The following is a 15,123-nucleotide window of genomic DNA, read 5'->3' as shown; positions in this document are numbered from 1 at the left end:
AAACTAAACAAAAATGAAACTAGAAAAAATGAAAAACAACTTAATTTTAGGAACTGCACTAATAAGCATGCTTTTCTCTTGTACAACAGACGACACATCCGACATTAATATTACAGACAATAGCACAACAAACAACAATAGTGGCGGTGAAACTCCAAATCCTGAAACTATTTTCTTATCGGGTACTTATACACAAGATTTAATACTTGATGCCAACAACACTTATAAAATAAACGGCTCTTTAATCATGGCTAGCGGAACTACTTTAGAAATTCCTGCCGGAATGACCATAAAAGCTTTAGCATCTGGCGCAAATGTTTACGTGGCTATTTCTCAAGGTGCTAAAATAATTGCTAATGGCACAGTAAACAGTCCTATTGTTTTCACTTCAGATGCTTCTACTCCTTCTGCTGGCGATTGGGGAGGATTAATCATTTTAGGAAAAGCACCTATTAACTCGGTTGCTGGAAACGCTACTTCTACTTCAGAAATTGCTAGTTTACCTTATGGTGGCACAGATGCTTCAGACGATTCTGGAATTGTTCGTTATGTACGTGTAGAGTATTCTGGTGGAGCTGCAGATGGACAGTCAGAAAATAACGGTTTCTCTTTCTATGGTGTAGGAAACGGAACAGTAGTAGAATATATTCAAGCTTTTGAAGGAAAAGATGATGGTGTTGAGTTTTTTGGAGGTACCGTAAATGCTAGCTACGTATCTGTTATTAACGCCCAAGACGATTCTATAGACTGGACAGAAGGCTATACTGGGACCATTACAAATGCCTATATCAAACATGGTGTTAATCATGATAAAGGTATTGAAGCAGATGGATATAATACAGATTTCAGCAATGCTACTGGCTACTACTCGAAGCCTACTATTACCAACCTTACCATTATAGGACAAGGTTCTACTACTGGAAATGAAGCCATAAGACTAAGAGCAGGAACTCAAGGCATTTTTAACAACGTATTAATTAATGGTTTTGAAGAAGCTTTTGATTTAGATGGTGATGCAGGAGATAACCCTACTGGTGCTGGTGTTATAAGTGGCGACCTATATGTAAGCAATATTACTTTTACAGATGTTACTTTAAAAATGAAAAACGATACTGGTGAAACATTTACAGAATCAGATTTTATTTCAGGAGAAGGAAATGGAACTGGAACAGATTATGCCTCTTGGGGAGCTACTTGGACTGTAAAATAAATAGTTGTGAATTAGTCTAACAAAAAAAGCATCCTAAATTTAGGATGCTTTTTTAATGAGTAGCATCATAATTCGCAGAAACTTTTTTTCTACCTTCTGTGTTAAAACTCAACCATTCGCCCTGAAGCTTTCCATTTAGAGTATAAGTGCTTGTTTGACTTATAACTCCATTGTCATAATAATAAACCACTTCAATTAAATTTATGCTCGTATTAAGTTTTAATTCTCTTTCTTGTACAAAAGAGCCTACAGGAATTAAAAAGACAAAAAACATTAAAATGTTCTTTATAATTATTGGGTTTATTTATTCTATTCCAAACATAACTATTTAAAAACATTAAGACTGCGCTTTCTTAGCGTTCATTTTACCTTTTAAATTTAAGCAACTAATTACAAGTAAGTTATACGCCATTTAATGGCTATGCATTATCTTAATAATCCCGTTACAATAAGCTTTTAAATATTAATGATCTTTGTAATGTCTTAAGATAACAAATTAAGTAATTTCATATAATCTATTAGTTTTTGTCGACAATATTATCATGACATCTATGGCTGCTTTCGGCCAAAGCAGGCTTTTTTTAAAAATTTAATAGGTAGAAAACATAAATTTAACTTTATATTAGGTTCTTTGTAGCTACAAAAACTAAAAGCCTTATATGAAATTTAAAGTACTTGTAATTTTACTATTACTCGTTTCTGCCAATCTTGTCCACGCACAAGAAATAACCTCGTCAAAATTTGGTAAAGGTATATTTAACATTGTGGGTCAGGATAGTTCGTGGGCTATGAAGATTGGCGCCAGAATGCAATTTTTAACTTTAGCTAGTTGGGAAAACAATAACGGCGAACTCATGAATGGTGAAACTGCCTTTTTAGTAAGAAGAGCAAGGTTAAAATTTGACGGGTATGTATTAACTCCAAAACTTACTTATAAACTTCAATTGGGTTTTTCTAATAGAGATATGGCTGGAGCTTCTATTTATACTAGCAATACTCCAAGATTTATTATTGATGCTGTCTTGAAATGGAATTTTTACAAAAATTTCGAATTATGGTTTGGCCAAGCGATTCTTCCCGGAAATAGAGACGCTATTATATCCTCTGGAAACCTCCAGTTTGTAGATCGATCTATTTTAAGTGGTGAGTTTACTCTAGATCGCGATTTAGGAATTCAATTCAGGCATCATTTTAAGCTTACAGACACTTTTGTAATTAGGGAAGCCTTAGCTTTTACGCAAGGCGAAGGAAGAAATGTAACTACTGGTAGCCACGGTGGACTTCAATATACCGGCCGTTTGGAGTTTTTACCTTTAGGATTATTTCCTGACAACGGAGATTATATAGGCGGTTCTTTAAATAGACCACAGAGCCCAAAACTTGCAGTTGGTGTGACTTACGATTTCAACAATAATGCTGTTAAAACAAGAAGCAATCAAGGAGTTTACATGATAACCGATTCGGGTTTTTATAAAACAAACATAACCACCCTCTTTATCGATACTATGTTTAAACACAAAGGTTTTTCTTTTATGGGTGAATATGCCAAGCGAGATGCTGAAAACCCGGTAGCCATAAACGATGACGGTATTCCAACCGGTCAAATAGTTCAGGTAGGCTCTGCTTTAAACCTACAAGCTGGTTATTTATTTAAAAGCAATTGGGAAATTGCCAGCCGTTTTTCGAATGTGGATTTCAATAATAGTATTTTTAATGAAAGCACTGTTAACGAATACACTTTGGGCATTTCAAAATATATTGTGGGCCATAAATTAAAAGTACAGTCGGATGTTACTTATTTAGACACAGAAAATATAAATAGCAGATTGGCATATAGACTTCAGTTTGAAGTTCATTTCTAATTAATAACATTTTGGTAACATGGTAACCAAAAACACGATAGATATTTGCATAGACTTATAAGACTCTAAAATATATGGAAAATATTTACTTATTAATGATTGTTGCCTTGGCCGTTTTAGCCGTAGCCGATTTAATTATTGGTGTAAGCAATGATGCTGTTAATTTTCTAAATTCTGCCATAGGATCTAAAGCCATTCCCTTTAAAACCATTATGATTGTTGCAAGTGCCGGAGTAGCTATTGGTGCTGTTTTCTCTAGCGGAATGATGGAAGTTGCTAGAAATGGTATTTTTAATCCTGATCAATTTATGTTTAATGAAGTCATGATTATTTTCATGGCGGTTATGATTACAGACATTTTGTTATTGGATTTCTTCAATACCATAGGGATGCCTACATCGACTACCGTATCTATAGTTTTTGAACTTTTAGGTGCTTCGGTGGCTATGGCTTTAATAAAAGTAGCGCATGATGGAGGTAGTTTAACAGATGCTATTAATTATATAAACACATCCAAAGCAACCGAAATTATATTCGGAATCCTGCTCTCCGTGGTTATTGCATTTACCATAGGAGCCATGGTACAGTGGGTTGCCAGACTTTTACTTTCATACAACTTTGAAAAGAAAGCCCATTGGGTTGGTGCCTTATTTGGAGGTATTGCCTTAACATCCATTACCTATTTTATTTTTATAAAAGGATTGAGCGGAACGTCTTTAGCCTCCCAAAAACTTGATTTCTTAGGAGACACCACTTTAAAAGATTATATAGAATCGCACGTTTCAGTTATTGTTGCTCTCAGTTTAACTTTTTGGACTTTATTGTCTTATCTTTTATTAGCTCTATTAAAAATAAACATCTACAAACTTATTATCTTAGTTGGAACCTTTGCCCTAGCATTGGCCTTTGCTGGTAACGACTTAGTAAATTTTATAGGAGTACCAATTGCTGGATGGGTATCTTATTCTACTTGGGCAGGCTCTGGAGTAGCTGCAGATGCCTTTAGCATGGCCTTTCTGGCAGACCAAGTGCCAACCCCAACCATCTTGTTAATTGCTGCAGGACTCATTATGGTTGCCACCTTATGGTTTTCTAGCAAAGCTAAAAGCGTGGTTAAAACATCGTTGGACTTATCTAGTCAAGAAGAAACCAAAGAACGCTTTCAGCCTAATTTCTTGTCTCGAACTTTTGTAAGAACTGCCATTTTAGGATCGCAAATGTCATCTTATTTACTCCCGGAATCCTGGCAAGCTAAAATTGAAAAGCAATTTGAAAAGCCTGTTATTCCATTAAAAAGAGATAAAACTTATGAGTTGCCCGCCTTCGATTTAGTTCGTGCCGCTATAAATTTAATGGTTGCCGCTGCTTTAATATCTGTTGCAACTTCCATGAAGCTACCATTATCTACTACGTACGTGACGTTTATGGTTGCTATGGGAACCTCTTTGGCCGATAGAGCTTGGGGTGCAGAAAGCGCTGTTTATAGAGTAGCTGGCGTATTAAATGTTATTGGTGGCTGGTTCTTTACCGCTTTTGTAGCCTTTATTTCTGCAGCTATTATTGCTTATTTCCTTAATTGGAATGTACAGGTTATGGTACCTATATTTTTATTAATAGCCACTTTATTATTGGTTAGAAGTTATATTGCACATAAAAAGAAAGCACAAGAAACCAAGGAAGAAGGTAGCTTAACCCGTGCAGAAAGCAGCTCCGTTCAAGGTGTCATCCACGAAAGCGCAGAGAATATTGCCCATGTTATTAAACGAGGGAATAGAATTTACACCAATGCTATTAACGGCTTGGCCAAGCAAGATTTAACCTTACTTAAAAAGAACAAAAAACAAGTTATAAAGCTCTCGGATGAAATAGATGAATTACGAGATCATATTTTTTACTTTATAAAAAACCTAGACGAGTCTAGCATTGGTGCTAGTAGCTTTTATATTAACATTTTAGGCTATTTACAGGATATTGCACAATCTTTAGAATACATCTCTAAAGTGAGTCATAAACATGTAAACAACAATCATAAGAAACTTAAATTTAGCCAAATAAAAGAGTTAAAGGAAGTCGATGCACGTTTTGAAAGACTCTTCGAAAACACAAGAAATGCTTTTGAATCCCGTTCTTTCGAAGAAATAGGTCTTATTTTAAATAGAAAGGCCGAGATTGTATCTTTAGTTAGCACTAAAATCCAGAAACAAGTAGAACGTACTAGAACCGAAGAGTCCAGTCCTAAAAACACGACCCTATATTTTAGTATCCTCTTAGAGACTAAAGATTTATTAGCAGCTATTATGAATTTATTGGAAGAGTACCACGGTGCCTTTGACAGTTCCATAAAGCCCGCTAAACTTTCAGATGAACAAGCAGAATAAAACCTTGTTTATTTATTAGGTATTTGAAGAGATGTTTTTAAAAAAAAACATAAAAAAAACCAGTTTACACTGGTTTTTTTAATTGATTAATAGCAACCATCTATAAAATGAAATGCGTATCCCTTAATTAATAGCGAAACAAATATCGGAAAAAAAATTCCTTAAAAATTATCTAATGTATGGTTGGTATAAAATACTGTATGGTTGGTAATATTCAGCTTCAAATTTTTTAAAAACAAATTAAAAACCAACCTATTATACATATAACCAAACCAACTATACATCTATAATTTAAAACCAAACAATATATTCTTATCTTTGAGTATATGATAAAAGCAGTAATTGTTGATGATGAGCCTAAGGCAATTAAAAGCCTCTTATGGGAATTGGAAAGTTTTAGCAACGAGATTCAGATTGTCGAAACTTTTACCAGTCCCGAGAAAGCTATTGACTATTTAAAAACGCACACTCCAGACTGCCTGTTCCTAGATATAAATATGCCCACCATGGATGGGTTTCAGTTTTTAGAGAGTATAAACCATAAGGATTATGCCGTTATTATCACTACTGCCTACAACGAATACGCATTAAAAGCCTTAAAAAACGAAGCTATCGATTATCTCTTAAAGCCTATAGATTCCGATGATTTGGAGGAAACCATAAAAAAGATAAAAAAATTCCATGCCAATAATTTCTCCATTTCGAAAGTTGAAGCAGCACTTTTAAATTTTAATTCCAATCTAAAACAACAGAAAATTATTTTAAACACCGAAGGCAAACTGGTGTTTTTGAATATAGACGATATTTTATATATAGAATCTGATGGTAACTACAGTACTTTTTTTATGACCAACAATCAAAAAATGGTCGTTACCAAAAAAATAAAGGAAATCGATGCTATTTTACCTGAAAAATATTTCTTTAGAATTCACAACTCATATGTTATAAACCTTAATAAAATAAAGGAGTTTGTAAAAAATGAAGCTTATGTACTTATGGAATCAAATGAAAAAATCCCTGTTGCTCGTCAAAGAAAAACCGATTTTTTAAACAAACTATAAAACAAATGACAAGGTTTTTACTCCATTGCAATTTTTCGTTTTTAGCTAAATCCTACCTTCGTTATTTTTTAGTAAGTTTCTTTCTTATTCCGCTAGCTATCCAGGCACAGGTTGACGTTGGAAATCATTATAAAATTCTTGTAGATCATGTTTTGGGAAGAAAAGCTACAGATTATCAGTTTTTAGATTCTGTATTCTATGAATTCTCTACAGATACCCTAAAAATGAGTTACCTATTAAAGGAGTCTAACGAGTGCCATTTTCTAAAAGGTGAAAGCTACGCACTTAATATGTTGGGGGAATCTTACCGGAATATATCTAACTATAATAAAGCCGTAGAACTTCATGAAAAAGCTTTAATAAAAGCTAAACAAGCTGAAAGCATAGATTTAGAAGTAATCAGTTTAAATATGCTTGGAGTTGTTTATAGAAGACAGGATGTTATCCGAACAGCTTTAGACTTTCATAAAGAAGCACTCGATCTGGCAGAAACAGTAAACCCTATGACAGCCAGCCTTAAACACAGTATTGCCATCTCTCAGAACAGTATGGGTAATATTTATTTGGCTTTAAAACAATACGATATGGCTTTGGGTCTGTTTAAAAAATCCTTGGATATTGAGCGGGAATTAGACAATAAATTAGGCCTGGCCATTAACTATCATAATATTGGTTATGCCCAAGAAGCTAAAGGCATGCTGGATGAAGCCCTAATAAATTACCAAATTTCATTAGAATACAACAACGAAATAGATTCAGACATCGGACGTGTTATTTGTTACAACAGTATTGGGAAGCTGGATATCGTTAAAGGTGAATACGAAAAGGCCCTTCCAATTATTGAAACTGCCTTAGAAAAGGCCAAGATTATTAACGATAAATATTATATTTCCACCTCTTATTCCAATCTGGGATTGATCCAGTTAAAAATGAACAACCTTAAGGCTGCCGAAAAAAACCTGAACGAGGCTTTAAGAATTGCTAAAAAATACCATCTAAAATCCCAAGAAGCGGAAACCTACAATAATTTGTCTCAACTAGAAGAACAATTAGGTGACTTTGAGAATTCGCTTCTTTTTTACAAGCAATATGTGGACTTGGACAAGACTATTACCAACGAACAAAACTTTCAGTATGTCACCGATTTGATTTTAAAATACGAAACTGAGAAAAAAAGCAACCAGATAAAAGTTCTTGCTAATGAAAACGAAATTGTCAAATTAAAACTAGCTCAAAATAGAAGAATCTTGATGATGAGTTTGCTCGCGGCCATTTTGATTATTGGATTTTTTGTTATCCTACAAAGACAAAGACAGCTAAAAAACGAAAAAAAGATTGTTACCCTAGAGCAAGAGATGTTAAGAAGTCAGATGAATCCACACTTTATCTTTAATTCCTTAAACTCCATAAAGCTGTATATAATAAACAACGAAAAAGAAAATGCTGTGTATTACCTTAATAAGTTTTCAAAACTTATTAGAAAAATTCTTATAGCTTCTACAGAAAAGGAAATTACCCTACAAGACGAATTAGATACCATGGCCTTATATATGAATATTGAAAACATGCGTTTTTCAAACGAAATAGATTATCAGGTACATATAAACAGCAACGTAAACACCTCTTTAATTAGGGTGCCTTCCTTAATTTTGCAACCCTTTTTAGAAAATGCGCTTTGGCATGGATTGTCTTCTAAAGAGACCAACAAACGTATTGATCTAGAAGTCAAGCAGGATTCCTTAAATTATGTTTCTATAAGCATAACTGATAATGGTGTAGGACGTGCTGTTTCGCAGAAAATAAAAGAAAATAAAAGATTAAAACAAAAATCTGTTGGAATAGAAATTACCAAAGCACGTTTGGCCAATTTTTCCAAAGGATTTATAAACGATTATAAAATAGAAATTGAAGATCTTTTTGAAAATGGCAAGGCTTCAGGAACCATGGTTGTAGTTCATATACCCGTAAAAAATGTCATTTTAAAAACAGCTTAAAACCTGAAACTATTTCTTATAACTTTCAGCTACTATTTCTAATTGTGCATACCAATCTTCGCCAAATTTTCTTATAAGCGCTTCTTTTACAAATTTGTAAACAGGCACTTGAAGTTCCTTTCCTAAGACGCAGGCAGCGTCACAAATTTCCCATTTATCGTAGTTAACAGCTGAGAATTCGCTGTATTCCTTAATTCTAATTGGATAAAGATGACAAGAAACAGGTTTTCTCCAATCGATAAGCTTTTGGTTATAAGCTTCTTCAATGCCACAAAGAGCTGTTCCTTTTTTGTCGAAAATAACATAGGCACAATCTGCCCCGCCAATCAAAGGGGTTTCAAACTCGTCGAATTCTGTTACAATAAAAGTGCCTTGTTGCTCGATGGCCTCAATTCCTTCTGGTCTTAAAAGATGTTTTATTTTAGGATAAATAGCGTTAAGAATATCTGTTTCTTTTTCTTCTAACGGAGCTCCAGCATCGCCATCAATACAACATGCGCCTTTGCATGCCGATAGATTGCAGACAAAGTCCTTTTGAATAATCTCTTCCGATACGATGGTATTTCCTAATTGAAACATAACTATATACACTTAATAAAGTAAGTGCAAAGATAGCTTATTAAAGAAAAATTAAACACTTAATATAGAGAATAATCATTCCAAATTAACGAAATTTGCAACAGCTCAAATTTTATACAAAATGAAGATTTTTAAAATATTACTATCAATAATCTCTGTTGGATTAATTATATACAATCTCACCCAAGTTAATTTTAACAGCCCTTTTGAAGGCGAAAGTGTTGTTGCTTTTATTACCATTTTAGCTGCCATGTGCGCTTTGGTATTATTACAGATTTTACGGATTTCGCAGAAAATTGAAAAACAATCTAAAGTTAGAAGATAATGTTCGATGTGTTAATTATTGGTGGAGGCGCTTCTGGTCTATCTTGTGCTTTAGTTTTAGGGTCGGCAAAAAATAAGGAATTTGCCAAAAATAAACAGATTGGTATTATTGCCCATCAAAAATCCTCGCATTTACAAACTGCGCTATTTAATAACGTTTTAGGCTTAAGGCCCGGAACCACTGGCGCTTCCATTTTAGAGAGCGGTAAAGAACAACTAACATCTTTATATCCAGAAGTACAACAAATTACCAATGAAAAGGTAAGCCAAATTACTAAAACCAAAACTGGTTTCTTAGTAAAAACCAACAAGGCAGAATACCATTCTAAGCTGGTAGTTGTAACTGTTGGCTACACCAATTTAATGACTATTAAAGGTTTGGAAGACTACATGGAACCTCATCCAAGAGAAAAAGCCGAAAAAAACAGGATTTGGTTAAAAAACACCGATCATAAAATAGATGAAGGTCTTTTTGTAGCTGGAACTCTAGCGGGTTGGAGAAGTCAATTTGCCATTGCAAGTGGCAGTGGCGCTCAAGTAGCTACAGATATTTTAACGCTTTGGAATGATGGGGAACACACAAAGGTGCATGACAAAATACCAGATTAGTCGTCCTTATTACTTAAATCAAGCACCTCTTCAATCATAATATCTGTTTGATTGATTACCTCTTCAAAAGCACCATTACCATAAAGCTGATCGGCTAAAGTGGCTTTAATATATTGTTTTACTTCTTCGTTATAGGCCACAAATGTGATGTTGGCTTTGGTTTTTTCGTTTAGATAATTCTGAAATTCCAGAACCATATCATCGCTAAACTTGAAATTATTTATAAAATCGTTTCTAGAAATGGTATCATAAGCATGACGGTCTTTTTCCAGTTCTTCAAAAACAAAATTGCTAATAAACCCACGTCTATCTAAAAACGTTAGGGTTTCGTTATGCATGCTTAAATCCAATGGCACAAAAACATCCGGAATAATTCCTCCACCTCCATAAACCACTTTTCCTTTAGGTGTTGTAAATTTTAAAGAATCGGCCACTTCAATTTTTTCTGGATCCAACAATTCACCACTTTGTATCCGTGAAAAATACTCGTCGTAATAATCCTTATTTCCATTTTTATATGAGCGTTGAATCGAGCGACCTGTTGGCGTATAATATCTAGAAACGGTTAATCTTACGGCGCTTCCATCTCCCAAATCCATTTCGCGTTGCACCAAGCCTTTTCCATAAGAGCGACGCCCAACAATGGTTCCTTTGTCGTTATCTTGAAGTGCGCCCGCAATAATCTCGCTGGCGGACGCAGAATTTTCATCTATTAAAACAAATACTCTTCCGTTTTCGAAATCCCCTTTTTTGGTAGCATAACTTTTTTCAACATCGCCTCGTTTATTTTTAGTAAATAATATCAGCTTGTCTTTTTCCAAAAACTCATCTGCAATTTGTTCGGCAACACCTAAAAAGCCACCAGGATTTCCCCGTAAATCAAGAACTAATTCGGTGATTCCTTCTTTTTGTAATTTGTTAAGCTCTTTTTTGAATTCCTTATAAGTGGATTCGGCAAAACGGTTAACTTTTATATAGCCTAATTTATCGGTTAGCTTGTAAGCGGCATCTACACTTTTAATAGGAATGTGATTTCGCTTCACCTTAAAGTCCAATAGTTCAGGTTCCCCCCTTCGATACACTTTTAAATCTACAAGCGTATTTATGGGACCTTTAAGTTTTTTTATAATGGCATTATTGCTCCAATCTTTGCCAAAAATAGAATCGCCATTGGCCATAATAATCCGATCTCCACCTCTAATTCCAGCCTTCTCGCTTGGGCCATCGTCAATCGTTCTAATAACCGTAACGGTATCTTTATAGGTGTAAAAATTAATGCCAATGCCTACGAAGTCTCCTTTCATATTATCGGCTACTCGTTCCATATCTTCTTTAGGAATGTACACGGAGTGTGGATCTAGCGTATTAAGAATGCCGTTAACGGTAACATCTACAATACTGTCTGTATTGACATCTTCTATATATTCGTAATCTATATAGTCTATAAGTCTGTTAAGTTTGTCTTTTTTACTGTTTTTGGTGAATAACCTATCGGAAGTATCAGAAAAATTTAATTTTCCACCAATATAAATGCCTGCTGCAATAGCAACACCAATAATAAGTGGTAAATATTTTTTCTTGAGTTTCATGTGTGTTTCTTATTATTTTTTAACTGTCACATCAACATCCTAATCATTATTGTTCTAATTAGACTGTTTTTTAGCCAAGAATGTTTTCTAAGCTGTTAAATCTGAAATACAAACGAGGTCGATTCCGGCTTTTCTTAAAAATTCCAAGCCAGAGTCATCTTTATATCCGTCTTTATAAACCACTCTAACAATACCTGCTTGATGAATTAATTTACTACATTCCTTACAAGGAGACAAGGTAATATACAAGGTAGCTCCTTTGCAAGATTGGGTAGACGAAGCCACTTTTAAGATGGCATTGGCTTCGGCATGTAATACATACCATTTGGTGTAGCCTTCATCGTCTTCGCAAAAATTCTCAAAACCTGTTGGTGTACCATTAAAACCATCGGAAATAATCATTCTATCCTTAACAATAATTGCGCCAACTTGCTTGCGTTCGCAATAAGATAGTTTTCCCCATTCTTCGGCAATTCTTAAATAAGCTTTATCGTATTTAAGCTGTTTGTGTTCCTTCATATATAAGTTACAAGGTGACCCTTTAAATTTAATACTATACAACGAAGATAGGCGGTTCGTATTTTAATTACAACCAGCAAATTGAAGTTTTATGAAAACTTTAGGTTAAAGTGAAGGTTTTACTTAAGCTAAAAACTCGCTATTAATAATCATAGGAATAACCAATCCAACCACCACTGCTGAAATAACCATAACCCAATCGCGTTTTGAAAACCTGAAAACGGTTTGTATGATGTAACCTAAAAACAATACCACAAATACGATAATTATTTGCGCTATTTCTATGCCCAAAGCAAATTCCAAAAGCGTGACAAATTTGTTATTCGATTTTCCAACCAGCATTCTAAATTCTCTGGCAAAGCCCAAGCCGTGTATCAAACCAAAAAATAAGGTAGAGAAAAAGAGCACGCCAACCTTTTCTTTTTGAGCGCCTTTTCCAGCGGTAAACACGTTAAAAAGCGCGACAATTAAAATGGTAATCGGAATTAAAAACTCCACCAATTTACCATTCACACTTACTACATTATAAGCTGCTAGAATTAAGGACAAGGTGTGCCCTAAAGTAAAAACAGTTACCAAAAGCAACACCCGTTTCCAGTCTTTAAAAAGATAAGGAACACTTAATACTATTAAAAAAAGTATATGATCGTAGCCATTGATATCCAACACGTGATTCATGCCATACTCTACGTGAAACCAGAAATTATCGAACATTGTTTATTGTAGTTTTTAGGGTGGTTTCAAAGATACAATTTAAAATGAAATGACCTTATTTTGGACATTTATTTCGAATGTTTAACTTCTAATGTATCACGAATAGTTCTTGGGCTTTAAGTCAAGAATCGGTTTAAGCAAAAGATATGGATATAGTTTATACACCATTTCTATTAATTTGACCCATCCTAAAATAAGAAGGCAGATTTACAGGTAAATCCTAATTAATAATACCCTTAAATATCTGAACCAATAGACATGAATTCCCCATACACTATCCATACACTATCCATGGAGTATCTATGGAGTATCTATGAAGTATCTATGGAGCATCATATAGCCCTATAATCTCCTCAATGGGATAATGACTCGTCCTAAAACAATTGCAGTATAACAACCATTGAAAATCCCTAAAGTAGGGCATTATTTTTCCTTATTCCGGTAATCTACAGTAACAGGGATGCTGGTTTGAGAGCCATAGAGTTTTATTTCGGTTATATCGGCAGGCATATTAAGGCCATTTTCCATAATTACTTGCTTGACATTTTTTACTACGCCACTTTTTACTTCTGAAGCGCGTTTACGAAACTCCTTGGTTTTTGTCCAAAACAAGACTTTTAAATTTACGGTACTAACTCCCAACGAATCTACAATAACAAAACATTCGTGTTCTAGATTTTCAATAACTCCTTCAGAATTCTGAACAGCTTCCAAAATTACTTTTTTGGCCAATTCTATATCATCTTCATAGTCTATTCCTACCATAAAATCCAATCTAAAATAACCGTCTTCGGTATAATTATAAACCGCTTTTTTAATAATGTCGCTATTGGGAATGTAAACGTCTCGACCATCGAATGTTTTTAGTTTGGTATATCGAAACTCCAGAGAAGTAATCTTTCCAAAAATATTATCCACCATAACCGTATCATTCACATCGAAAGGTCTGTTAAACGACAAGATAATTCCCGAAATAAAATTTTCGCCCACGTCTTTAAAGGCAAAACCAATAATAACGGCCGACGCCCCGGCAGCTGTTAATAATCCTGTAGCCACACCACCTAGTCCAGCCACATTTAAGGCCAACATCAAGATTAAGATGAGGATACCGAGTTTGATGGTTTTGGATAGAAAATTAATCATCAATGGATCATGAGTTCTTAATAGAACCGTTTTTCTAAAGAATCTGGAAACAACATTGGCTATTAAAAACCCAATAGCAATCATTAAAATGGCTAAAATAATTCTTGGTGCACTGGCTACAAAGGCATTCCAATAGGCTTGAAGGGATTGTTCGAAAATTTTTATGGACTCGATCATATTAAATGGTATAAAAAGTTAGTAGCCGTTTAAAATACGAGCCAAAACAGCATGATATTGTTCCATATCAGATTATTATTAACTGTTTTGTAACCGGAAATGAAGATCACCAGTAAAACATACTACCAATTCTGTTATCGAAAAGATAATTTAAAAAGTCCTGTAAAAACAATCAGCTTAAAGGATTCATAGTATTTTATATTCTAATGATCTTAATCCATTTAAAAATACACGAGTAAAAAATAAAGCCATAAAAAAACCGTCTCAATTTGAGACGGTTTTCTTATTCCGAAGAATATGTAATTATAATTCAATTGGTTCTGTTATTCCTTCACCAACCTGTAAGTATGGGCTTCGCCCGCATGTTTTAGTGTTACTAAATACACACCTGAAGTCAAGGCTTCGTTTACAGAAACAGTTACCTTGTTCTCACTTACAGTCAATCCATTATTAAAGATCAGTCTTCCAGCCATATCTACAATATTCACTTCTACGCGTTCTCCATTTAATTTAGGAGCATGCACAAAGAACGTGTTACTGTTTAATGGGTTTGGATACAGACGCGTATTAGACAGCATGTTGTAATCATTTATACTTGTTGTAGCATCAGAAACTTCAACTGTATAGTCTTCCGCTTGGCCATAACCTAGAGTGTTACAAGGATCTGGAACAGTATTAAACTTCTTCATAACTCGCATACGGGTATTGCCCAATAATGCAGATGCAGGGACCTCAATAAATCCTTGAGATGAGATTGCATCTACTCCTGTAGAATTAAGGATATCAGGAAGTTCGTACATCTCTTCTGAACCTACAGCATTATCGAAAACGCCATCTTGATTCCAATCTACATACACCACAATTTTACTGGTAAAATTGCCATCCGTATTTCCTTTAATTTCAATTGGATAAGTCTCACCTTGATTTACAGCTGCTATTATAGAAGTAAAGTCTTCAAAAGCAG

The 15,123-nt window shown here is 34.4% G+C and carries 14 protein-coding genes; 7 read left to right on the top strand and 7 right to left on the bottom strand.

Annotated features, from left to right (window positions below; all coding sequences use genetic code 11):
• Positions 1 to 28: 28 nt before the first annotated feature.
• Positions 29 to 1,210 (top strand): multidrug transporter, encoded by a 1,182-nt coding sequence (locus tag VKY47_RS05400; protein ID WP_324311023.1) that lies wholly within the window; start codon positions 29 to 31, stop codon positions 1,208 to 1,210.
• Positions 1,211 to 1,262: 52 nt separating this feature from the next.
• Here the strand turns inward: VKY47_RS05400 and VKY47_RS05395 are convergent, their stop codons facing one another.
• The gene (locus VKY47_RS05395) at positions 1,263 to 1,484 is read right to left on the bottom strand and encodes a toxin-antitoxin system YwqK family antitoxin (protein WP_324311006.1); all 222 of its coding nucleotides are present in this window, start codon (positions 1,482 to 1,484) and stop codon (positions 1,263 to 1,265) included.
• Between the two features lie 385 nt (positions 1,485 to 1,869).
• Between VKY47_RS05395 and VKY47_RS05390 the strand changes: the two genes are divergently transcribed.
• The 4 genes from VKY47_RS05390 to VKY47_RS05375 all read left to right on the top strand — a co-directional run bounded on the left by VKY47_RS05390 (position 1,870) and on the right by VKY47_RS05375 (position 8,505).
• Positions 1,870 to 3,072: a porin gene (locus tag VKY47_RS05390; RefSeq protein WP_324311005.1), complete on the top strand. Its 1,203-nt coding sequence runs from the start codon at positions 1,870 to 1,872 to the stop codon at positions 3,070 to 3,072.
• A gap of 74 nt (positions 3,073 to 3,146) precedes the next feature.
• Complete coding sequence (locus VKY47_RS05385; protein ID WP_324311004.1) at positions 3,147 to 5,450, top strand: inorganic phosphate transporter; 2,304 nt, start codon at positions 3,147 to 3,149, stop codon at positions 5,448 to 5,450.
• Positions 5,451 to 5,776: 326 nt separating this feature from the next.
• Positions 5,777 to 6,511 carry a LytR/AlgR family response regulator transcription factor gene (locus VKY47_RS05380; protein WP_324311003.1) on the top strand — a complete coding sequence of 245 codons (735 nt, stop codon included), beginning with the start codon at positions 5,777 to 5,779 and terminating at the stop codon, positions 6,509 to 6,511.
• A 5-nt stretch (positions 6,512 to 6,516) separates the two neighbouring features.
• Positions 6,517 to 8,505, top strand: coding sequence for a tetratricopeptide repeat-containing sensor histidine kinase (locus VKY47_RS05375; RefSeq protein WP_324311001.1), 1,989 nt, complete (start codon positions 6,517 to 6,519; stop codon positions 8,503 to 8,505).
• Between the two features lie 9 nt (positions 8,506 to 8,514).
• Here the strand turns inward: VKY47_RS05375 and VKY47_RS05370 are convergent, their stop codons facing one another.
• On the bottom strand, positions 8,515 to 9,084 hold the full coding sequence (locus tag VKY47_RS05370) for a DUF3109 family protein (RefSeq protein ID WP_324310999.1): 570 nt from the start codon (positions 9,082 to 9,084) through the stop codon (positions 8,515 to 8,517).
• Positions 9,085 to 9,205: 121 nt separating this feature from the next.
• On the opposite strand from VKY47_RS05370, the gene VKY47_RS05365 reads away from it, so the two are divergent.
• Positions 9,206 to 9,409 carry a hypothetical protein gene (locus VKY47_RS05365; protein WP_324310998.1) on the top strand — a complete coding sequence of 68 codons (204 nt, stop codon included), beginning with the start codon at positions 9,206 to 9,208 and terminating at the stop codon, positions 9,407 to 9,409.
• Positions 9,409 to 10,017, top strand: coding sequence for an FAD-dependent oxidoreductase (locus VKY47_RS05360; protein WP_324310996.1), 609 nt, complete (start codon positions 9,409 to 9,411; stop codon positions 10,015 to 10,017). Before VKY47_RS05365 ends, VKY47_RS05360 begins: the two co-directional genes overlap by 1 nt.
• Here VKY47_RS05360 and VKY47_RS05355 read toward each other — a convergent pair.
• From VKY47_RS05355 to VKY47_RS05335, 5 genes are all read right to left on the bottom strand, one after another.
• On the bottom strand, positions 10,014 to 11,606 hold the full coding sequence (locus tag VKY47_RS05355; RefSeq protein ID WP_324310994.1) for a S41 family peptidase: 1,593 nt from the start codon (positions 11,604 to 11,606) through the stop codon (positions 10,014 to 10,016). The two genes, VKY47_RS05360 and VKY47_RS05355, sit on opposite strands and share 4 nt — an antisense overlap.
• Before the next feature lie 87 nt (positions 11,607 to 11,693).
• Positions 11,694 to 12,125, bottom strand: coding sequence for a deoxycytidylate deaminase (locus VKY47_RS05350; protein ID WP_324310992.1), 432 nt, complete (start codon positions 12,123 to 12,125; stop codon positions 11,694 to 11,696).
• Positions 12,126 to 12,248: 123 nt separating this feature from the next.
• Positions 12,249 to 12,839, bottom strand: a complete 591-nt coding sequence (locus VKY47_RS05345; protein WP_324310990.1) for a HupE/UreJ family protein — start codon at positions 12,837 to 12,839, stop codon at positions 12,249 to 12,251.
• Between the two features lie 423 nt (positions 12,840 to 13,262).
• Positions 13,263 to 14,159, bottom strand: a complete 897-nt coding sequence (locus VKY47_RS05340) for a mechanosensitive ion channel family protein (RefSeq protein WP_324310989.1) — start codon at positions 14,157 to 14,159, stop codon at positions 13,263 to 13,265.
• Positions 14,160 to 14,482: 323 nt separating this feature from the next.
• Positions 14,483 to 15,123, bottom strand: a 641-nt coding sequence (locus tag VKY47_RS05335) for a GEVED domain-containing protein (protein WP_324310988.1), incomplete at its 5' end; no start/stop codon positions are given.

Origin of the sequence: Xanthomarina sp., from assembly GCF_035306705.1 — a bacterium.
Lineage (GTDB): Bacteria > Bacteroidota > Bacteroidia > Flavobacteriales > Flavobacteriaceae > Xanthomarina.
Note: the sequence above shows the minus strand (reverse complement) of the source record. Positions and strands in the feature narration are given on the sequence as shown.